Source organism: Streptomyces sp. NPDC086080, from assembly GCF_044540255.1.
Classification (GTDB): domain Bacteria; phylum Actinomycetota; class Actinomycetes; order Streptomycetales; family Streptomycetaceae; genus Streptomyces.
Map to the genome: position 1 here is coordinate 181,005 of NZ_JBITRU010000009.1, position 20,590 is coordinate 201,594.

General features: G+C 71.4%; 19 protein-coding genes and 1 pseudogene. 7 read left to right on the plus strand and 13 right to left on the minus strand.

The window, feature by feature from the left end:
* Positions 1-6 precede the first annotated feature (6 nt).
* The 8 genes from ACIF9R_RS14365 to mftA all read right to left on the minus strand — a co-directional run bounded on the left by ACIF9R_RS14365 (position 7) and on the right by mftA (position 7,461).
* A complete protein-coding gene (locus ACIF9R_RS14365) occupies positions 7-780 on the minus strand; it encodes an enoyl-CoA hydratase-related protein (RefSeq protein ID WP_399978962.1) in 774 nt (257 codons plus the stop codon).
* Positions 781-1,327: 547 nt separating this feature from the next.
* Positions 1,328-2,020, minus strand: a complete 693-nt coding sequence (gene mftR, locus ACIF9R_RS14370) for a mycofactocin system transcriptional regulator (protein ID WP_399978965.1) — start codon at positions 2,018-2,020, stop codon at positions 1,328-1,330.
* Between the two features lie 145 nt (positions 2,021-2,165).
* Positions 2,166-3,617, minus strand: a complete 1,452-nt coding sequence (gene mftF / locus ACIF9R_RS14375) for a mycofactocin biosynthesis glycosyltransferase MftF (protein ID WP_399978968.1) — start codon at positions 3,615-3,617, stop codon at positions 2,166-2,168.
* Positions 3,614-4,429 carry a mycofactocin biosynthesis peptidyl-dipeptidase MftE gene (mftE, locus tag ACIF9R_RS14380; protein WP_399978970.1) on the minus strand — a complete coding sequence of 272 codons (816 nt, stop codon included), beginning with the start codon at positions 4,427-4,429 and terminating at the stop codon, positions 3,614-3,616. The genes mftF and mftE overlap by 4 nt, the downstream gene beginning before the upstream one ends.
* Before the next feature lie 2 nt (positions 4,430-4,431).
* Positions 4,432-5,613 (minus strand): pre-mycofactocin synthase MftD, encoded by a 1,182-nt coding sequence (mftD, locus tag ACIF9R_RS14385; RefSeq protein WP_399978973.1) that lies wholly within the window; start codon positions 5,611-5,613, stop codon positions 4,432-4,434.
* 188 nt (positions 5,614-5,801) lie between these two features.
* Positions 5,802-7,049 carry a mycofactocin radical SAM maturase gene (gene mftC / locus ACIF9R_RS14390; RefSeq protein ID WP_399978976.1) on the minus strand — a complete coding sequence of 416 codons (1,248 nt, stop codon included), beginning with the start codon at positions 7,047-7,049 and terminating at the stop codon, positions 5,802-5,804.
* On the minus strand, positions 7,046-7,324 hold the full coding sequence (gene mftB, locus ACIF9R_RS14395) for a mycofactocin biosynthesis chaperone MftB (RefSeq protein WP_399978979.1): 279 nt from the start codon (positions 7,322-7,324) through the stop codon (positions 7,046-7,048). Before mftB ends, mftC begins: the two co-directional genes overlap by 4 nt.
* Before the next feature lie 8 nt (positions 7,325-7,332).
* A complete protein-coding gene (gene mftA, locus ACIF9R_RS14400; RefSeq protein WP_399978982.1) occupies positions 7,333-7,461 on the minus strand; it encodes a mycofactocin precursor MftA in 129 nt (42 codons plus the stop codon).
* A 431-nt stretch (positions 7,462-7,892) separates the two neighbouring features.
* Here mftA and mftG point away from each other — a divergent pair, with 431 nt between their 5' ends.
* The gene (mftG, locus tag ACIF9R_RS14405; RefSeq protein WP_399978985.1) at positions 7,893-9,461 is read left to right on the plus strand and encodes a mycofactocin system GMC family oxidoreductase MftG; all 1,569 of its coding nucleotides are present in this window, start codon (positions 7,893-7,895) and stop codon (positions 9,459-9,461) included.
* A 103-nt stretch (positions 9,462-9,564) separates the two neighbouring features.
* Here the strand turns inward: mftG and ACIF9R_RS14410 are convergent, their stop codons facing one another.
* The gene (locus ACIF9R_RS14410; RefSeq protein ID WP_399978987.1) at positions 9,565-10,245 is read right to left on the minus strand and encodes a TetR/AcrR family transcriptional regulator; all 681 of its coding nucleotides are present in this window, start codon (positions 10,243-10,245) and stop codon (positions 9,565-9,567) included.
* Between the two features lie 283 nt (positions 10,246-10,528).
* Between ACIF9R_RS14410 and ACIF9R_RS14415 the strand changes: the two are divergent.
* Positions 10,529-10,657 (plus strand): annotated as a pseudogene (locus ACIF9R_RS14415) (methylmalonyl-CoA mutase); the annotation flags it as partial.
* A 204-nt stretch (positions 10,658-10,861) separates the two neighbouring features.
* On the opposite strand, the gene ACIF9R_RS14420 reads toward ACIF9R_RS14415, so the two are convergent.
* Genes ACIF9R_RS14420 through ACIF9R_RS14430 form a run of 3 tightly spaced genes read right to left on the minus strand, consistent with a single transcriptional unit; the run spans position 10,862 to position 14,279 of the window.
* Entirely contained in the window at positions 10,862-11,722 is an 861-nt protein-coding gene (locus ACIF9R_RS14420; protein WP_399978990.1) for an alpha/beta fold hydrolase, read from the minus strand.
* A complete protein-coding gene (locus ACIF9R_RS14425; protein ID WP_399978993.1) occupies positions 11,719-12,696 on the minus strand; it encodes a VOC family protein in 978 nt (325 codons plus the stop codon). The genes ACIF9R_RS14420 and ACIF9R_RS14425 overlap by 4 nt, the downstream gene beginning before the upstream one ends.
* A gap of 50 nt (positions 12,697-12,746) precedes the next feature.
* The gene (locus ACIF9R_RS14430) at positions 12,747-14,279 is read right to left on the minus strand and encodes an FAD-dependent monooxygenase (protein WP_399978995.1); all 1,533 of its coding nucleotides are present in this window, start codon (positions 14,277-14,279) and stop codon (positions 12,747-12,749) included.
* Positions 14,280-14,391: 112 nt separating this feature from the next.
* Between ACIF9R_RS14430 and ACIF9R_RS14435 the strand changes: the two genes are divergently transcribed.
* The 5 genes from ACIF9R_RS14435 (at position 14,392) to ACIF9R_RS14455 (ending at position 19,507) form a co-directional block, all read left to right on the plus strand.
* On the plus strand, positions 14,392-15,027 hold the full coding sequence (locus ACIF9R_RS14435; RefSeq protein WP_399978997.1) for a TetR/AcrR family transcriptional regulator: 636 nt from the start codon (positions 14,392-14,394) through the stop codon (positions 15,025-15,027).
* A gap of 43 nt (positions 15,028-15,070) precedes the next feature.
* The gene (locus tag ACIF9R_RS14440; protein ID WP_399978999.1) at positions 15,071-15,751 is read left to right on the plus strand and encodes an IclR family transcriptional regulator; all 681 of its coding nucleotides are present in this window, start codon (positions 15,071-15,073) and stop codon (positions 15,749-15,751) included.
* Between the two features lie 228 nt (positions 15,752-15,979).
* Complete coding sequence (locus ACIF9R_RS14445) at positions 15,980-16,840, plus strand: alpha/beta fold hydrolase (RefSeq protein ID WP_399979002.1); 861 nt, start codon at positions 15,980-15,982, stop codon at positions 16,838-16,840.
* A 19-nt stretch (positions 16,841-16,859) separates the two neighbouring features.
* Positions 16,860-18,566 (plus strand): bifunctional 3-(3-hydroxy-phenyl)propionate/3-hydroxycinnamic acid hydroxylase, encoded by a 1,707-nt coding sequence (locus tag ACIF9R_RS14450; RefSeq protein ID WP_399979004.1) that lies wholly within the window; start codon positions 16,860-16,862, stop codon positions 18,564-18,566.
* Complete coding sequence (locus tag ACIF9R_RS14455) at positions 18,563-19,507, plus strand: 3-carboxyethylcatechol 2,3-dioxygenase (RefSeq protein ID WP_399979007.1); 945 nt, start codon at positions 18,563-18,565, stop codon at positions 19,505-19,507. Before ACIF9R_RS14450 ends, ACIF9R_RS14455 begins: the two co-directional genes overlap by 4 nt.
* A gap of 136 nt (positions 19,508-19,643) precedes the next feature.
* Here ACIF9R_RS14455 and ACIF9R_RS14460 read toward each other — a convergent pair whose 3' ends face one another.
* A complete protein-coding gene (locus ACIF9R_RS14460) occupies positions 19,644-20,492 on the minus strand; it encodes a CBS domain-containing protein (RefSeq protein ID WP_399979009.1) in 849 nt (282 codons plus the stop codon).
* Positions 20,493-20,590: the final 98 nt, after the last annotated feature.

Below are 20,590 nucleotides of genomic sequence, written 5' to 3' on the forward strand. Positions count from 1 at the left end.
CCCGGCTCACTTCCCCGTGTACTGCGGCTCGCGCCGCTCGAAGAAGGCGGCGACGGCCTCCTTGGCGTCGTCGTATCCGGAGAGCTCGCCGGTGAGGCTCTGCTCGAACGCGTAGCCGTCCTTGAGCTCCATGTACTCGATACGGTTCAGGCTGCGCTTGGCCATCCTGATGGCGACGGGGCTGTGCCGGGCGATCCGCCGGGCCAGTTCGCCGGCGGCGGCGAGCAGTTGACTACCGGGCACCACGCGGTCGATGCCGCCGTACCGGGCGAGCTCCTCCACCGGCACCATGTCACCGGTGAAGTGCATACGGCGCACCAGCGCCTGCGGGACCAGACGCGAGGCGTGCTTGGCGCCGCCCATCGCGCCGACCTGGATCTCGGGAAGGCTGAACCGGGCGCCCTCGGCGGCCACGACCATGTCGCACGAGCCGGCCAGCGCCAGCCCCGTCCCCACCGCGACGCCGTGGACGGCCGCGATCACGGGCACGGGACAGTCGTAGATCGACCAGAAGGCCTCACGCACCTGCCGCATGCGCTCGTCGGCGTTCTCCGGGGTCATGGTCTGGAACTCGCCGAGGTCGTTGCCGCCGCAGAAGTGCTTGCCGGCCCCGGTCAGGACGACGACCCGCGCGTCCGGGGCATGCCGATCTATCTCGCCGAACAGTGCCTTGATCTCGGCGTACATCGGCAGGCCGACGGCGTTGACGGGCGGCCGGTCCATCGTGACGGTCGCGATGTGGTCCGTCGTCCGCACGTCCAGGAACTGGAACTCCGACATGTGTGCACTCACCTTCTGCCGGCTCCTGCCCACCGGCCCCGGCCATCCGACCGGTCGAGAAAATTCGACCGAGCGGTAGAATTGTGACAGCGCCGCACCCCGGGCACAAGCCTTCAGGGGTACCGGGTGCCCCCGACCGGGCTCGGCGGCATCCGGCGGGGTCTCTCCGCTACCGGCGTGGGGCGGGTGCGGCACGGGTGCCCGGGACCGTGCGGCGGCGGAGCCGATGCCACACCGGACACGGGACGGCCGGCCTTGTCGCGTAGGTCGTGGGTGTCCTGTCCGCCGGACACCGGCCGGCGCGGCCGACCGGGCCAGGACGCGTCGGAACCGACGGCGCCCGGGTGGAGGCCGTCGTCGTGATCGGCCCGCCCTACCAGGCGTGATGGCCGCGTAGGCCCGATGAGCGTCGCGTCCGAGGCCGGTGCCGAGGCGCGCCACACGGGTCCGTCACATATTCGGCGGCGTGGTTCGGCCCGCCGCACGCCCACGACGCGCACAGTGGTGCCCTCGCGCGCCCCGGATCACCCGCTCCGGCGGGTCCGGCTCACCGGGTGGGGGTCTGTCCGGCCCGGCCGGCCCCGGCACCAGCGGCACCAGCGGCACGGTCGCTCGCCGGCTCGTGACCGGCGAAGCCGCCCCGGAGTTCCCTCATCGCGGTGTCCAGCAGTTCGGCCAGGTCGGCGTCCGGGTCGGTGAGCCACTGCTCGTAGGCGGCGATGCAGGTGCCCAGGGCGGTGTAACCGACCAGGCGCGGCAGCAGCGCGTCCGGTGACTGACCGGTCCTGTCGGCGACGAAGGCCGTCACAACCTGCCGCCAGGACGCGTACCGGAGCGTGGAGTCCGCCTGGAGGGCCGGCACGCGCAGGATGAGTTCCATGCGCCGGCGGTGCCAGGGCACATCCGCCGGGTCGAACCGGTTGAAGGCGACCACCGCGTCGCGCAGGCCGTCCATCATCGGTACGTCCCGGGGGCAGGCGGCGAGCAGTTCGCGCAGCCGCGCCAGTTCACCGTCGAAGTCGCCCCACACCAGGTCGTTCTTCGACGCGTGGTACCGGAAGAAGGTACGGCGACCGATCCCGGCCGCCGCCGCGATGTCGTCGACGGTGGTCTGCTCGAACCCCTTGCTCGCGAACAGCTCGAACGCGAGGCTCTCGAGCCGGTCGCGCGAGGTGGCGGACGGCCGTCCGATCCGCGCCCCTGGTGAGCCCGCCCCGTTCGTCGGATGTGACGCCACCATCTCGGCTCTCCCCCTCGGCCAGGCTGCACCGGGCATTCTCGCATCCGCCGGACGCCTCCCGCGGCCTCCTTCGCCGGAGGGGCCGAAAACTCCGCCGACGTGTCCGAAGGCCGTCCTCGGGCATCGGCCGCTCAGCCGGGAGGGTTCACCGGGTCCGACCCCGCGGGCGCTCCCGTGGCGGTCGGGGGCTCAGGACCAGCCGGGGACGCAGGGCTGCCGTGGAGCGCCCCCTGACGGCGGAGATCCAGACGCCGGTTCCGTAGGCGAGGTCGTCGAGGCGGCGGGCGATGCCGTAGCGCACCGGATCGAGACGGGTGTCCCGACGGTATTCGAGCGCGATGTCGGTGACCGCCGCCAGCGCCGCGGCGCGGCGCATGCGGCGGGAGGTCAGGCAGCCGATGAACGTGAGCGGCCACCAGTGGCGGGTGAGCAGCGCCGATCCCTGGGCCAGGGCCGACACGGCGCCGTCGGCGGTGAGCCGCGCGGCATGCCGGACCGGCCGGCCGGTGCTCCTCAGCTTCCCGGCGATCCGGACGGTGGCGACGGCCCACACGGACGCGGCGACGGGAACGGACCAGCGGCGCTGGGCGAGCAGGGCCAGGACCAGCGCGGTGCTCCACGGGGCGAGCACCGCGGGGGCGATGTTCCCCGGATGGCGCCGGGCCAGAGGGTGGGCGCCCGTGCCGTAGACGGCCTTCCGGGTGAACCAGGCGCTCGGGCGGGCCCGGTGGTCGTGAGCGGCCTCGGCGGACGGCTCGTACCGGATGCGCCTGCCGTCCCGGATCAGACGCCAGCACAGGTCGACGTCCTCGCCGACCCGCATGGTCGCGTCGAAGCCGCCGGCTTGTGTCAGCACGTCGACGCGCACGACCATGCAGGCGCTGGGTGCCCAGGAGACCGGTGTGCCGGGACGGACGGCGGCCGCGTGCGGCCCCAGGTCGAGGGACGAGCGGACGCTCTCGTAGCGGCCGAGCCAGCCGGATGCCCCGGGAGTGGCCAGTCCCGTGATGCGGGGTACGGCCATGGCCACCCGGGGGTCGTGGAAGTGCCGTAGCAGAGTGGGCACCGTCCGGTGCGTCAGCACGATGTCGGAGTCGACGAAGGCCGCGTAGGGGGTGGTGACGAGGCGCAGTCCTGCGTTGCGGGCGCCCGCAGGACCCACGTTCTCCGCCAGCGGCACCAGGAGCGCGCCGTGCCGTGCGGCGACGGCGGAGACGAGGTCGGGACGGTGTGAGGCGTCGTCCACGACGATGACCGGGCTGCCGGCCGGGATGCTGTCCATGAGCCGGGCCAGTGCACGGGGGCGGTCGCGTACCGGGATCACATACGTGCAGCTCGCAGCGTCGTCCGCGCCCTGCGCGGGAAGTGGCGGCAGGGCCCGGACCACCGGGTCGGCCAGCCCGGTCTCCAGCAGGCGGTCGGCGAGGAGCGCGCTCGCGGCGTCCCGCACCCGCACCGTACGTCCGGTCAGCAGCGGGCGCGCCCGGGGGCTGAGCCGGAGCAGCCGGGCCGGGTGTCCGCCCAGGAGGGTGCGGCCGTCGTCGAGCACCCTGGTGTGCGGGCCGAGGGCGACCACGAAGCCGTGGGGAAGGGTCATGGGCGCGCCGTTCTCGTGCGGGGAGCGGGTGATGCCGCGGGCGGCGTGGGCGGAGGGCCGGGCGGCGGGGTGTCGACGAGCCGGCCCCGGGTGTCCGTCCGGCCCGCGTCGATCCGGCGTACGGCGGTGGCCACCATCGACGCGAACGAGGCGCGGCCCTCCTCGGCCGTGGCTCCGGTCGGGTCCCCGAGTACCCCGGAGGGGGACACGGCACGGACGCCACGGGCTGTCAGCTCCGGCATGAGGTCGGCCAGCCGGCGGGTGTCGCCGGCGACCGCCGCGGAGAGGAGCACATCGCCGGGTGCCAGGTGCAGCATCACGGAGGTTTCCGCCCGCCCCGCGTGCGCGTCACCGCCCGGTACCTCGCAGCCGAGCCACGCCACGTCGTGCCCCTCGTCGCGGAGTTGACGCACGGCCGCGTCCAGTGTCGGTACGTTTCCGCCGTGACCGTTGACGAAGACGACGCGGCCCGCCCACAGCGACAGCGACCGCACGGTCTCCACCAGGACGACGCGCAGTGCCTCGTGACCGATGGAGACCGTCCCGGGGAAGCCGGCGTGCTCACCGCTCGAGCCGTAGGTGATGGCCGGCGCGGCCAGCACCGGACGGTCCGGCCGGCCGTCCGTCAGCCGCTCCGCCGCCGCCCGCGTCACGCACTCGGCGATGACGCTGTCGGTGTTCAGCGGCAGGTGCGGCCCGTGCTGCTCGGTCGAGCCGAGGGGGACCAGCACCAGCGCGCCGGCCGGGAGGGCGGGCCACACCGAGCGCGCCAGGTTCCATGGCTCGTCCGCCGGCCTGCCGGGTGACGTCATGGTCAGCGCACTGAGCCGGCGGTACGGGTGAAGCCGTCCGGGACCACCAGGTCGTCCGGCGACAGCTCATGGACCGAGGAGTGCCCCAGGCCGAGTACGGCGGAGTCCAGTCCGCCGCGCAGGATGTCCAGGACGTTCTCCACACCCGCCTGCCCGCCCGCGGCGAGGCCCCACAGGTAGGCGCGGCCGATCAGGACCGCACGCGCGCCCAGGGCCAGTGCCTTCGCCACGTCACCGCCGCGGCGCACACCGCCGTCGAGCAGGACCTCGACCTCGTCGCCCACCGCCTCGGCGATGGAAGGGAGCAGCCGGATGGTCGCCGGGGTGGTGTCCAGGTTGTTGCCGCCGTGGTTCGACACCGAGATGCCGGACACACCCACGTCGACCGCCCGCTTGGCGTCGTCGACCCGGGACACACCCTTGAGCAGGAACGGTCCGCCCCACTCCTCGCGCAGCCACTTGACGTCGTCCCAGGTGGGCGGTGTCGTCTGCATCCACTCGCCGTAGGCGCCGAAGAACGTGGGTGCCCTGCCGCCCGGCGGCTGGAGGTTCGGTGCGGTCAGGTCCGGGATGCGGCCGGACTTCGCGAACGTCCACAGCCAGCGCGGGCGGGGCAGGACGTCCGGCGCCAGTCTGAGCATCGTCCTGAGGTCGATCTTCTCCGGGATGGACGGACTGCCCCAGTCGCGGCCGTGGGAGAAGGACCAGTCGAGCGTGGCGATCAGCGCCTTCGCTCCCGCGGCCCGCGCGCGTTCCATGCGCTGTGCCATGGAGTCCCGGGTGCCGGTCCAGTACATCTGGTAGAAGGTGTGCGGATTGGCCTCGGTGACCTCTTCGAGCGGTTTACTGGCAAAGGAGCTCAGTCCCATGATCACACCGCGGTTCGCCGCGGCGCGGGCGACCGCGACCTCACCGTCGGGGTGGACGGCCTGTACGCCGGTCGGTGAGATCACGACCGGGAACGCGGACTCCACCCCGAGCACGGTGGTGGTGAGATCCCGCTGCGCGTGGTGGCCCACGACGCGCGGGGCGAAGCCGAGTTCGGCGAAGGCGCCGGTGTTGTCGTGGAGGGTACAGCCGCGTTCCGACCCGGCCACCAGTGCCCCGTGGACCGTGCTCGGCAGATACTTCTTGGCGCGGCGCTCGGCCTCCGCGACGGTCTCGAACCAGGAATTACGGCCCATGATGCGGCTCTTTCTCGAGAGGGGTTCCGGCCGGTGGCCGGGGGATGCCGGGCTCCTGAGCCTCGTACGGGATGGACGCGGCTCAGGACGGCCCGGTACCGCGAGCGGGATCTTGCCCTCCGGTGGCAGGGGGGATGGCGTGGCAGGGGCATGGCGTCGTGTGGCGGACCGGAGGGTGCCGGCAGGCCCTACGTGAAGCTCGTGCCCGCCAGGGGGTCCTCGACGCAGGCGCTGACCGGCGGGCGGAGGTCCGGACGGCGCGTCAGGACCAGGTCCACCGTGCCGGGTCGCCGGGCGGGCGCGGTGCGGTGCGAGTGGTCGCCGGACGGCTTCGGAAGATGGCCACGGCCTTTCGGACGCCGAGCCAGCAGCTGCTCGCCGTGCCCCTGGACGCATTCGGGGTCGGGGCCGTCCAGCGGCAGCCCGGTGAAGAACTTCGCCGCCATGCAGCCGCCCTTGCAGGTGTCGTAGAACGCGCACGAGGCGCACGCTCCGCCGCTCTGCGGTTCACGCAGGCTCCGGAACAGCTCCGACGACCGCCACACCCCGGCGAAGCCGCCCGGCCGGCGGATGTTCCCGGCGAGGAACTCCTCGTGGATGGCGAACGGGCAGGCGTACACGTCCCCGACCGGGTCGATCAGACACACCACACGGCCGGCCCCGCACAGGTTGAGGCCCGGCAGCGCCTCACCGTAGGCCGAGAGGTGGAAGAAGGAGTCTCCGGTGAGCACACTATCGCCGTGTGCCACCAGCCAGTCGTACAGCTGCCGCTGCTGTTCCGGCAGCGGATGCAGTTCGTCCCACACATCGGCGCCGCGTCCGGAGGGACGCAGCCGGGTCAGCCGCAGCTGGGCCCCGTAGCGGTCGGCGAGGGCCTTGAACTCGTCCATCTGCGGGATGTTGTGGCGGGTGCACACGACGGAGAGCTTGAAGTTCTTCATGCCCGCGTCGGCGAGGTTGCGCATCGCGCGCAGTGCCGTGGCGTACGAACCCGCTCCGCGCACCGCGTCGTTGACCTCGGCGGTCGCCCCGTCCAGGGAGATCTGGACATCAACGTAGTCGTTGGCGGCGAGCCGCCGGGCGACCTCGGGAGTGATGCGCACGCCGTTGGTGGAGAACTTGACGCCGACGTGGTGCGCGGTGGCGTAGTCGAGCAGTTCGAAGAAGTCGGGGCGGACCGTGGGCTCGCCGCCGCCGATGTTGACGTAGAAGACCTGCATGGCCTCCAGTTCGTCGATGACGGCCCTGGCCTCCGCGGTGGTCAGCTCGCGCGGGTCGCGCCTGCCGGAGCTGGACAGGCAGTGTGCGCAGGAGAGGTTGCAGGCGTAGGTGAGTTCCCAGGTGAGGCAGATCGGTGCGTCGAGGCCGTACTCGAAGAGGTCCACCAGGCGTGACGTGCCCGGTGCGGACCCTGGTCTCGGCGGAGCTGTCGTCATGGAACGGTCCTTTCAACCACCATCGAGGACTGGACGAGCGCGGCCAGAGCCCGCCCGTACCGGGGGACGTCCCGGTCGTCGACGCCGGCGGCCCGGCAGGCCGCGCGCGCGGTGGGCGCCGTCGCCAGCGCCTGGACCACGGCGAGCAGTCTGCCGTCCTTGAGGAAGGAGAGCTTGCGCGTACCGAAGTGGTAAAGCAGCGCGCCGAAGGGTTCCGGCCGTACCGAGACCTGCGGGTGCAGGTCCCAGGCACGGTCCAGGTTCAAGGGGGCCATCGCGCGGCCTAGTAGACGCCGCACATGCCGTCGATCGAGACTTCCTCGATCAGTGCGTCGGCCTCGATGAGCGTGTCCGGGGACGCGTTCTCGTCGTCCTGGTGCTGCTCGGTCCGGGCGGAGTCGAAGTCGTTCATGCGATTCTCCCTCGCGGTGCGGAAGGGTACGGGCGGGTGCCGACCGGGGTGGGTGAAGGGACGTGACGGCGGACACCGTCGGGAAAGCGATCCGCGCGGGTGGACCGGATACCGAAAGGGCAACCGGACAGCCCCTGGTCACGGCGTCGCCGCCCCAGTGGTTCGGATACCGGGCAGACTATTGACATGGAGTGCCAAAAGGAAGGTGTACGGGGGAGGGAAATCCCGCGGGCGACGGCACGCACCCCGGCCGCGCCCCTGGACCGGCATGGCCGACCTGCGCAAACCCCAGCGGGGCCGATGCCGGTACCACCGCTGAGGTCCGTCCCGCCGCCGCCCTGGGGATTGCGCTCCCCAGCCGGGCCGACTTGGATCCCGTGTCCATGGAGCAGATCCGTCCTCGCTCTTCCCTTCGCCGCGGCCCCGCAGTGGTGAGCCGCCGACCGGATGTCGTCGTGGTGGGCGCGGGCACCTCCGGCGCGGTGCTCGCGGCGCGGCTGACCGAGGACGGCGACCGGAGTGTGCTGCTCCTGGACGCGGGTCCCCTGCCGCGCGGCACGGAAGGATTCGGCCCTGCGCTGCTGGACGCCCGTCTGATTCCGGGCGCGCAGCCCGGCCATCCGGCCACGACGACCCATCCGGTACGTCTCACACCGCGGCGGCCGTGGCTGGTCCCGCGCGGACGTGTCCTCGGCGGCTCGACCACCGTGAACGGCGGCTACTTCGTGCGGGCCCGGCGTGCGGACTTCGACCGCTGGGCCGCCGCGGGCAATCCCGCCTGGGCCTACGACGCGGTGCTGCCGTTCCTGCGCGCTCTGGAAAGAGATCTCGACTTCGGTCCGAGTGCGCTGCACGGGGGCCGGGGGCCGATGCCGGTCCGGCGTGACCGCGTCGAGCACCCGGCCGCCGTCGCCTTCCGTGACGCCGCCCACCACCTCGGCTTTCCCCGCGATCCGGACAAGAACGACCAGGCACCGCCCGGTTTCGGCCCGGTGCCTTCCCACACGGTCGACGGGATACGCCACAACACCGGTCTCGCCTACCTGCCCCCCGAGGTCCTCGACCGCGCCAACCTCACCGCCCTCGGCGGATGTCAGGTCCGCAGGGTCGTCATCGGGCACGGCCGTGCCACCGGCGTCGTCGTCGAACGCGACGGCAGGCATGCCATCGTCGAAGCCGGCGCCGTCGTGCTCTGCGCCGGCGCCCTCGCCACCGCGCACCTGCTGCAGCTGTCGGGCATCGGGCCACGCGCCGAGCTCGAACGGCTCGGCCTGCCCGTCGTCCGCGACGCACCCGCCGTCGGTGGCCGTTTCAGTGACCATCCGCAACTCGTCCTGGACTGGACGCCCAGGGAGAACCTGGGCGAGCCGGCCGGATCCTGGCTCGGCGGTTGCCTCCACCTCACCTCCGCGGGAGGTGTGCCCGAAGGCCCCGGCGGCCCGGGCGACCTGGAGATCCTCCAGTCGCTGGTCCCCATGGCGGGACTCGTCAGCGGCACCGTGAGCGTCCCCGGAGCACCCTTGTCGTTTCTCGTGTCCGATCAGACGCCCCGGCCGACCGGCCGGCTGCGCATCCGGTCCGCCGAGGCCGGCACACCCCCGGACATCGACTACCACTTCCTCAGCACCGCCGCCGACCTCCGTCGCCTGCGCGAGGCCGTCCGCGTCACCGCGGCCCTGCTGGACACCCCGTCGTTCACCGGCGTCTCCGAGGGCCTACGGGCCCCGGGCGCCGGCGTTCTGGCCGACGACCGCGCCCTGGACCGCTGGATCCACGGCCACCTCTCCACCGCCCAGCACACCTGCGGCACGGCGCCGATGGGGCCTGCGGACGATCCGCGACGCGCGGCCGTCGACCAGTTCGGACGCGTCCACGGTGTGCGGGCCCTACGGGTCGCCGACACCTCGATCCTGCCGGACGCTCCACAGCGGGGCCCCGCGGCGACCGCTGTCCTCATCGGCGAGGTCATCGCCGACGCCATCCGTCGCGGCCTTCGCTAGCAAGCGAAACCGCCCGGCCGGGGACGGTCGTCCCGCACGTCGGGTACGCACCGTCGCCCGCGGTGCCGCTCCGCGGCCGGACGGTGACGCCCCGCCCCTCGCGTCAGCCCGCACCACCCTCGACGGCACGCCGCAACGAGGGGAGCAGGGCGTCGATGTCCTGGCCGCTTCTGAACACCACGACGGTCGTACCGGCACCGGGCCCGGCCGGCGCGCCGGGTGCGGGGAAAAGGGCGAGGACCTCGCGCATCGCCTCGTCCACCTCCGTGACCGGGTCGGACGACTCCCCCCGCAACCACCGTCGCAGCACGTGGTTGTGGGCCGCGACCACGGCCGCCGCCATGAGTTCGGCCCTGAGCGACGCCGACTGCGTCGGATCCCCCATCCACTCCCCGATGAACTCGCGGAACAACCGCTGGTAGCGGGCCACACTGGCGATCTCCCGATCACGGAGCGCCGCCACCTTGCTGGTCAGGACATACCGCCGGCGCGCGAGGTCGCCCTCGTCGACGTAGTGCAGCAGCACCAGCCGCACCGCGTCGGAGACGGCGATCAGCGCCGTGCCGTGGCTCGAGGTCGCCAACCGGTCGCGAATCAGGTCCAGCAGCCGGTCATGGTCGGGAAAGATGACCTCTTCCTTGGACCGGTACTGCCGGAAGAACGTGGTACGCCCCACGCCGGCACGTTCGGCGATGTCGTCCACCGTGGTCTGTTCGTACCCGCGTTCGTCGAAGAGGGCGAAAGCGGCGTCGGCCAGACGGATCCGCGTGGATGGCTTGCTCATGGGCGTTCATTCTTCCCTGCTCGACGTCCTGCCACTACTTCCCTCCCCTCATGGTACTGAGTACCGCCCATGACAGATTGAGTTCCGGCAGGAGGCCGGTGTGGATCTCGCACACACGACCGCGGGCAAGCTCGCGGATCTGACGCGTCGTATCGAAGAGGCGACGCACGCCGACTCCGCACGCGCCGTCGAGAAGCAGCACGCCAAGGGCAGGCTGACGGCACGTGAACGGATCGACCTCCTGCTCGACAACCAGACGCCCGAGCAGATCGTCGCCGCCGTCATCGCCGAGGACGCACCCCTTCTCGGCCTGTCCGTTCTGTCGGGCGCCCATCTGACGATCGTGCGGCGGGTGATCGAGCTGCCGGCCCGGGAGGGGGCGAGCGACGTCCGCCTGCTGGTCGGCGGCCTCATCCCGGACGCCGACATCCGCTCGCTCGAAGCCATGGGCGTGGACACGGTGTTCACTCCCCGGCGCGGACATCCGCGGCATTGTCGAGGCTGTCGACGCGCTCGGCGCCGGGCGGACGGAAGCGCGGGAGACGGCACGCTGACGCGGGCGGCTCAGGCGCCCGCCCGAAAGCGCGAAACGGACATCAGCTCACGTACCACCCTCTCATCCGTCAAGGAACAGCTTCGTCTGTGCGGTGAAGTCGGCCGCCCGCTCGATCTGGATCCAGTGGCCGGCGTGCGGAAGCACGTGGAGCCGGGCGTTCGGAAGGTTCTCGGCCAGGTAATAGCCGGCCGCCACCGGGAGCATGCGGTCTTCACGGCCGTGCAGTACGAGGGCCTGATGGTGGATGGCTGCCAGCTCGTCCTCGCTGTATGTGACTGGTCCGTACTCGGGGTCGAACGTCGCCAGGTGCGAACGGCGCACGTCGTCGCGGGTGGCCAGCGCGAGCCGGGTGAGCGCGATCTCCTCGAGCTTGCCGGCGAAGAGACCTGTGTCGTCGACGAACCGTACGAGGAGGTCGGCCATCGCCTCGGGCGACGGGTCCTGGTAGAAGGTGATCAGCTTCATCAGGTCCGCGCTCGGCGGGATCGGCGCTCCACCACTGCCCATGAGGATCATCTTGTCGATGCGGGCAGGCTCGATCTGAGCGACACGAAGCGTGATCATGCCGCCCATCGAATTGCCGACGAAGTGCGCCTCGGCGATGCCCAGGGCGTCGAGCAGCGCGATCAGTGACCGGGCGCGCAGGGTGGTGTACGCCGGCATGCCCCCGGCCGGGGCGGGGTCAGGGTGCTCGGAGTCGCCGAACCCCAGGACGTCGGGTGCGACGCAGTAGTGGTCCTCGGCGAACGACGGCATCAGGTGCGCCCAGTTGGAGAGTGCGCCGGCCCCCGGCCCCGAGCCGTGGACGAAGAGGATCGCGGGCTTGGACGGATCGCCGCAGGTGTGGACCCGCAGCCGGTGTCCGCCCGCCTGGATGTCCTGGGCGCGGACCTCCAGGCTGTCGGCAGTGCTCGTCGTCACTTGGCAGCCTCCTCGGCCGCCGCCTTCATGGCCGCCTCCTGAAGTTCCCGACCGCGCTCGGCCAGCGCGACGAGGGACGTGCCGAGCTCCATCGGGTTCTTGTGGCCCCACGCGCTGACGGAGTCGTACTCGGTGATCTCCCAGGTGTCGTCGTCCTCGATGATCAGGCCGCCCCAGCCGTACTCGACCGCGATGCCCGAGGGGGAGTGGGCGTAGAAGGAGAACATCTTGTCGTTGGGGTGCATGCCCAGGGTGTAGAGCAGCGGGACCCCCGCCTCGACGACACGGTCGTAGGCCAGGCCCACGTCCGACATGTTGTTGTTCTCGATCATGAAGTGGTGGAGCTTGAACGGCGCCGGCATCTCAGCGAAGGCCAGTGTGTGGTGACGGCCGTTGCAGTGGGTGAAGGCGATGTCGACGACGACGCCGGGCGCGACCTCGTCCTTGATGTAGTCCGACAGCTTGAAGCCGAGGTGGCCGTAGAACTCGAGCATCCGCTCGCGGCCGCCGCCGGGCGTGCAGAGCAGGACCATGTGGCCGGCGCCGCCCTGGCGGGTCTGGAAGCCGTACTTGTTGACCTGGTTGGTGTACGGCTCGTCGGCCTTCTTCAGGCCGACGAGCAGTTCGACGCGGTTGCCCTCGGGGTCGGCGGTGACGTGGATGCGGGCCACTCCGCGTTCGGCCGCGAGTCCGGGGTCGGTGTCGGTGACGTCGTGCCCCTGGCTGCGCAGCAGCGCGACGACTTCGTCGAGATCGGCGTCGGAGCCGCAGTCGAAGCCGGCGAAGGCCAGGTCGTTGCGGGGGCCCCGCACGATGATCGTGCGGTGGACGCGGTCGTCGAGCCGGAAGGTGCGGATGTCGTCCTCGTGGCGGGCCGGCATCAGGCCGAGAAGCTGCCCCGCGAAGCCGCTCCAGGCGTCCAGGTCGTCGGCCTCGATACCGACGTAGGCAAGTTCTTTGATCGTTGCGGACATGTCGTTTTCCTTAAGGATCGGCAGGAGGTCGGGCGGGATCGATCAGGTGGTCAGGCGGGAACGGAGAGGCCGGTGGGATCGGCGGCGGCCACGAAGCGGTCGGGGCGTACGGCGACCACACGGGCGCCGCGCTCGCGCAGCCAGCCGATGAGGGTGCCGTCGATGTCGACGATCTCGTCGGAGGTCTCGGTGCCCTGGTCGGCGGCGCGGACGGTGAGGTAGCGCGCGCCGAGGGCGTCCCAGCCGGCCTTTTCCCCGGCCGACAGCACGGTCTTCGGGTCGACGTTGTCGCCGAGTACGACGAAGCCGTCGCCGAGCAGGTCGTCGAGCCGACCGATGAGGCCGTTGACGGTGGCGGCGCGCGGCTGCGGGATCATCTTGCCGACCGTGCTGTCGGGTGCCGCGGCACCCGTGAACCAGCCGGCGACGTAGAACGGCGGCCAGAGCAGCGGCGGCAGTTCTTCCGACTGGGTGGCCAGAGCGGCCTGCTCCTCTTCGGAGAGTTCCTGCTTGATGATGCGGCCCAGTTGGACCGAGACCTCGGTGTAGAAGTCGACGTTGGGCCGGCGCTCCGCCTCGTAGGTGTCCAGGATCGAAGCGGGGAGCGAGCCGCCGAGCACGCCGGCGAGCTTCCACGCGATGTTGAACGCGTCGCGGATGCCCGACTGCATGCCCGAACCGGCCCACGGCGGCATCAGGTGGGCGGCGTCGCCGAGCAGGAAGACGCGCTCGCCGACGCGCCACGACTCGGCGGAACGGATGTGGTGGGTGTAGAAGGCGTGGCCGTGGATGTCGATGTCGTCGCGCGAGACCCCGAGCGACTCCAGCAGGGGCCAGACGTCCTCATGGGTGGCGAAGTCCGCGTCGGTCTCCCCGGGCTTGAGCGGGATCTCCCAGCGGTGGTTGTCGCGGCCGAGCGCGATGTCGACGACGGGGCGCTCCTTGTCGGACCAGAAGGTGAGGATGTGGCGGTCGGGCCACCAGCGCTTGACCTTGCCGTCGATGACGACCCAGCGAACGTTCAGGGTGTCGCCGAGGAGGTTGACGCCCAGGCGCTCGCGGGTCGCGGGTTCGCCGCCGTAGCAGGCGAGGGCGTAGCGGGCCCGCGTCATGGCGGACTCGCCGGTGGCGAGGTCGCGCGTGGTGACCGTGACGCCGTCGGTGTCCTGGGCCACGTCGGTCACCTCGACGCCGTACTCGACCCGGATCCTGTCGCCGAACCGGGCGGCCCCGTCGCGGAGGGTCTGCTCCATGGCGGGCTGGTAGATCGAGTACGCGGTCGCGTGGCCGAGCCGGCCGGGCGGGAACGGCAGGCGCAACAGCTCGGTGCCGTCATAGGTGACCCAGCGCAGGGCGACGGTGGGGTCCATGTGGGCCTTGACGCGCTCGTCGAGTCCGACCTGCTGGAAGAGGCGCATCGTCCAGTCGTTCACCGTGACGGCGCGGGCACGGCCGTAGATGTCGCTTTCACGCTCGAACGCGGTCGCGCTGACGCCGAGCGAGCCGAGTGCGTTGGCGGCGGCGACGCCCGAGGGGCCGTAACCGATGATCGCGACGTCGGTGTCGTAATCGTGAGGACGCATGCATGCCCCAGTTCTGTATCGAAGGTTCCAGACAGGAACGTGCCAGCCATTAGACGGGTCCCGAAAAAAGGTGTCAAGGGTCTGGAGCGATCGCTCCAGATAGAATCCAGGAATGCCGACCACAGCCGCCGGGCGTCAGAACAAGCGCCGCCTCCAGGGCGAACGATCACGTGACGAGATCCTCGACGCCGCCGCACGCATGATGTCGCTGCGCGGCTTCGACGGCACGAGCATCGCCGACATCGCCCGCGCGTCAGGGCTGCCCAACAGTTCGATCTACTGGCACTTCAACTCCAAGCAGGGCATCCTCGCCGCAGTCATGGAGCGCGGGGCCGACCGCTTCTTCGCAAGCATCACCACGCCCGAACCCGAGCCGGGCGACACACCCGAGGTGTACCTGCACCGCGCGCTCGGCGCCGCCGGCGCCGCCTTCGTCGGGCATCCCGAGTTCCTGCGGTTGTTCGTGCTGCTCCTGCTCAGCAGCAACGCCCGCGAGACGACCGAGATCGTCGAACGGGTGCGCGTCCGCGCGCGCTCCAACCTCCGCGCACTGCTCACCCACGCCTTCAGCACCGTCGCCCCCGAGCGGGCCGGGCAGGCGGCCGACGACACCGTCGACTTCGCCCTCGCCGGCTTCGACGGCGCGTTCCTGGCGCTCCAGGCAAACCCCGCCGTCACCCACGAGCACCTCATGGAACAGCTCGCCACCGCGCTGTCGGCCCTCGGCAGGAAGGCTCTCGGCGCATGACCGGGAACAGCCGCCACAGGCACCGGCTCTAGGCTTCTGCCTCATGGCGGATTCCCCTCGTACTACCGGAACCCAGACGCTCGCCCGCGGTCTGCGCGCCCTGCAGCTCGTCAGCACGGCGAGCGACGGCCTGAACATCCAGGAGGTCGCCGGGGAACTGGACGTCCACCGGTCGATCGCCTCACGGCTGCTCTCGACCCTCGCGGACTTCCACCTCGTGACACGCGGCAGCGACGGCCGCTACCGCACCGGCACCGGACTCGCCGCGCTCGCCGCGGGCATCCACGCGACCCTGCGCGCCACCGCGGAGCCGGTCATGCACGGCCTCGCCGCCGATCTCGGCGCCACGATCTCGCTCCTGGTGATCGAGGGCAACCAAGCGGTCGCCCTGTCGGTGGTCGAGCCGCCAGGGGCGTCGTACCGGCTCAGCTTCAAGACGGGCAGTCGGCACCCGCTGGGGCGCGGCTCGGCGGGCGTCGCGCTGCTCGCGGCGCAGTCCCCCTCCCCAGGGGAGGAGACGAACGTCACCGAGGCGCGCGAGCGCGGTTTCGCCGCGACGTTCGGTGAAGTCGAGCCCGGCGCTTACGGGGTGGCGGTGCCGATCGCGGTCGAAGGCCTCCCGGCCGCCTGCCTCAACCTGATCACCTCACGCGCCGAGATCGCCGAACACGCGGCGCCGGCGCTCATGACGGCGGCCGAACGGCTGAGCGGCGACCTGGCCTGAAGGGTGCCGCGGGAGGCCGTGATCAGGCAGCCGGAAGAGCGTCGCCGACTGGGGTGATCCGGTTCGGCCCGGCCACGCCGGGAAGCGCCCCGACCCTCGCCTTCCGCACGCACCTCGGGCCGGAGGCGGTGCGGCCGCCTCTTGACATCGCCCCGCCGTCAGCGTTCCATGTGAGCGTTCGTGCAACTATCGATTGATGACGTGCATATATTGCACACGGAGCCGATCATGCCCCTCACAAAGGAATCCGCGGCGCGCGACACCGCCCTCCCCTCGGGCCTGCGCATGCGGTACTACGAGGCCGGGGAGCACGGCGCCGCGCCCGTCCTCCTGCTGCACGGCTCCGGCCCCGGCGCGACCGGATGGTCGAACTTCTCGGGCAACATCGGCGCGATCGCCGACGCCGGATTCCGTGTCGTCGCCCCCGACATGCCGGGGTGGGGTGACTCCGACGCGCAGGCGACACGGGACATGGACCACGACCGGACGCTCATGGAATTCCTCGACGCGCTCGGCCTCCCCGAAGCCGCCCTCGTCGGCAACTCGATGGGCGCCCACACCGCGATCCGCTTTGCGACGCTGCATCCCGAGCGCATCACCCATCTGGTGACGATGGGCGCCTCGCTCGGCCGCGGTCCGGCCACCCTCTTCGGCGCGGGCGACGGGCCGAGCGAAGGACTGAAGGTGCTCGTCAGGGCGTACAAGGACGCGAGCCCGGAGAACATGAGGGCGCTCGTCGAGATCATGACCTACGACAAGGAGCGCTTCGCGACGCCGGAGCTGACCCGGGCCCGCTCCCAGGCCGCGCTCGCCCGCCCCGACCACCTCAGGAACTACGTCGAGGGCCTCGCGCACGGCGCCCCGATCCCGGTCAAGGTGGACCGCGACAGGATCCCCGGCATCCGGGTGCCGACCCTGCTGATTCACGGCAAGGACGACCGGGTCCTGCACTACGAGATCAGCCTGTGGCTCCTGGCCAACATCCCCGACGCACGGCTGGTGCTGCTCAACCGCTGCGGCCACTGGGCGATGATCGAGCACGCCGCCGAGTTCAACCGCCTCGTCGTCGACTTCCTGACACACAACTGACCCGGATCGGACACAGCCCATGACCACTCTCGACACCGACGTCGTCGTCATCGGAGCCGGGCCGGTCGGCCTCACCCTCGCCAACCTGATCGGTGCGCGAGGCCACCGGGTCACCGTGCTCGAGGCCCGTCACGAACTGATCGACTACCCCCGCGGCGTCGGGCTCGACGACGAATCCATCCGCACGCTGTGCACGGCCGGCCTGTGGCAGCAGATCCAGCCCTACACGGTCCCGCACCACGTGGTCCGGCTGGTCAACGGCGAGGGACGGGTGCTCGCCACCAACGACCCCAGGACGCAGGAGTTCGGTTACCCGCGCAAGCACGGCTTCGTCCAGCCGCTGGTCGACAAGGAGCTCGCCGCCGGGCTGGACCGGTTCCCCGGCGCCTCGTTGCGCTTCGGCCACCGAGTCGTGGGACTGGAGGACTGCGGCAGCCACGTCGAGGTCACCGCCGAGCAACTCGACGCCGACGACAGCACCACAGGGACGGTCACCGTCACCGCCAGGTACGCCGTCGGCTGTGAAGGCGGCACCTCCTTCACCCGCAAGTGGATGGGCGTGGAGTTCGAGGGCAAGTCGCCCTCGACCCGCTGGGTGGTCATCGATGTCGAGAACGACCCGATCGGCACCCCGTCGGTCTACCTCGGCGCGGATCCGCGCCGACCGTACGTGTCCATCGGGCTTCCCCAGGGCATCCGCCGCTGGGAGTTCATGCTCCACGACGACGAGCCCACCGACCTGGTCGACGACCCCGCGTTCATGCGCTCCCTGCTCCAACGCCACGTCCCCGACCCGGCAGCACTGACGATCATCAACCGGCGCACCTTCACCCACCACGGCCGTGTGGCCACCGACTTCCGCAAGGGCCGCGTCTTCATTGCCGGCGACGCCGCACACCTGATGCCGGTCTGGCTCGGCCAGGGCTGGAACTCGGGCATCCGTGACGCGACCAACCTCGCCTGGAAGCTCACCGCCGTCCTCAACGGCGACGCCGACGACGCCCTCCTCGACACCTACACGGAGGAGCGCCGCACACACGCCTCCGACATGATCGACATAAACATGGCGGCCGGCACGGTCATGAAGATGGGCCGCCTCGGGGGCAGGCTGCGCGACGTGTGCGCTTCCGCACTGAACCTCGTGCCGAAGTGGAAGTCGTACTTCACCGAGCTGCGGTTCAAACCCATGCCGCGCTACGCCACCGGCGTCGTGGTCGACCAGGTCTCGCTCACCCCGGGCAAGGCAGCGGCCGCTCTCACACGCGGCCGGCTGGCGCCGTTCATCGACTCCGCCGGCGAACTCTCGCCGGTCGGCATGCAGTTCATCCAGCCGCGGGTCAACACATCCGGTGCCACGGACATCCTGCTCGACGAGGTCACCGGCGACTGGTGGACCCTCGCCACCTGGGGCACCGACCCGACGGCCTTCCTCTCCCCCGCCGATCTTGCCCTCGTCCGCCGCCACCGGGTCAAACTGGTGTCCTTCATGCCCGAGACACAGCGCGCCTGGGCCGAGAAGCGGTACGCCGGCTCCCCGGCACCGGTCACGGTCGTCGGCGACAGCACCGGCGCCCTCAAGGACTGGTTCGACGTCCGCGCCTGTGGCCTGGTCGTCCTGCGCCCCGACCGCTTCGTGGCTGCGGCCTCCCTCACCCAGCAGGCGTCCCGGGCCCTCGGCGCCGTCGTCGCCGCAGGGTCTCTGGCCGGGGAAGGAGTCCAGCAGTGAGCCTCGCCCTCGTCACCATGTCGCACAGCCCTCTGCTGGAGTACGCCGACCCGCCCGCCGAGGTCACCGACGCGGTCCAGGGCGCCTTCGACGTCGCTCGGGCCTTCGTCGATGAATACGACCCCACGTTGGTCGTCTCCTTCGCACCCGACCACTACAACGGCTTCTTCCACGACCTGATGCCGCCGTTCTGCATCGGCTACGGGGCGGTGGGGGTCGGTGACTACGGCACGGCCGAAGGCCCGCTGAACGTGCCGGGAGAGCGCGCCGAGGAGCTCGCCCGGTGGGTGACGGGGTGCGACATCGACGTGGCCGTCTCCCGTCGCATGGAGGTCGACCACGGCGCCGTCCAGCCTCTCGAGATCCTCTTCGGCGGCATCGACGCCGTGCCGACCGTCCCGGTCTTCGTCAACGGCGTCGCGGAGCCCTTCGTGAGGATGAGCCGTGTCCGCCGGCTCGGGGAGGCGATCGGCGGCTTCCTCACGACGCTCGAGGACGAGCGTGTGCTCGTGATCGGCTCCGGCGGGCTCTCCCACGACCCACCGGTACCGCAGTGGGCCACCGCCGACGACACCGTCCGCGCGATGCTGCTCAATGGCAGGCACCCCACAGCCGCGGCCCGCGAAGCCCGGCAGCAGCGGGTCATCGACACGGCGAAGGCATTCGCGGCGGGCACGGCCACCATCCGGGATCTCAACCCGGAGTGGGACCGGGCCCTGATGGCGACGCTCGCCTCCGGTGACCTCTCCCCGATCGATGCGATGACCCCCGGGCAGATGGCGAAGGACGCCGGGCATTCCTCCCACGAGGTCCGCACCTGGGTCGCCGCCTTCGCGGCGCTCGGTGCCGCAGGCCCGTACACGGTGGCCCACTCGTTCTACCGACCGATCCGGGAGTACATTGCCGGCTTCGGTGTGATGGCAGCGCGCACGGCGTCCTGACGGCCCACCGGCGCCGGGCGGGCTGTGGCCGGGGAGCTGGTCGGCCGCGGTGTCCTGGGTGGGGTGGAAGGCGGTGTTCAGGGCCCGGTCGGGCCCTGGACGTGCCAGAGCCATGGTGTTGGGAGTCACCGCCCTCTCAGGCCGTGACCGTGTCGTCGACCACCTGAAGCACGTCGTCGAGGTCCCCCACGGACGCGAGCAGTTCGGAGGCGACGGCCCGGTCCATCGTCCCCGTCACGGTCACCACACCGTTCTCCACGGTGGCCCGCACGGCACCCGGATCCGCCAGGTACCGGCTGATCATCGACTCCACATCGGTCTGGATCTCGGCGTCCTCACGGACCAGGGCCCGCAGCAGGTCACGTCTGCTCACCACACCGGCCAGCCGGCCCCGGTGGTCGGTCACGGGCAGCCGCTTCAACCGCGCGTGCGCGGCGGTCCAGGCGGCATCCGCCACCCGCTCCGCCGGGTGGACGGTGACCGGTGGGAAGGTCATCAGCGTGGCCGCCGTGTCGCCGTGGCCCTTGTCGTACAGGCGGTGCTGCCGCAGCCTGCCGACCGGCCCGTGCCGGTGCGGTTCCGCCATGACGGCTGCCTTGGCCAGCAGATCCGACTCGGAGACGACCCCGATCACATGGTCGTCGGAGTCGACGACCGGCACGGCGCTCACCTGCTCGCGGGTGAGCGTGCGGGCCACTTCCACGAAAGGCATGTCACCCGGCACGGAGACAGCGGGCACCTGCATGACGTCCCGTACCAGGAGCGTCTTCTGTTCCTCCTCCGAGGGGCGGGGCCCGGCCGGCGCCGCGGACGGCGACGCGGCGGGGGCGGACTCCTCGGCGCCCTTGGCCGATGCCGCGGCGGCGACCGCCGCCAGATAGCGGCCCAGCGCCTCCTGGCGTGGTTCCTCGCGGGGCGTCCAGGGGCGGCCCGGCGTTGCCCTGCGGGCCTCCCTCTCGGCGGAGATGTGCTCGAAGCCGCTCACGGCTGCCTCCGGGGGACGGCGTTCAGCTGTGCCGTCAGTCTCGCATCGATCCAGGGCGGAGTCCTGCGGGACGGACGGCCCAACGTGGCACGACAGGG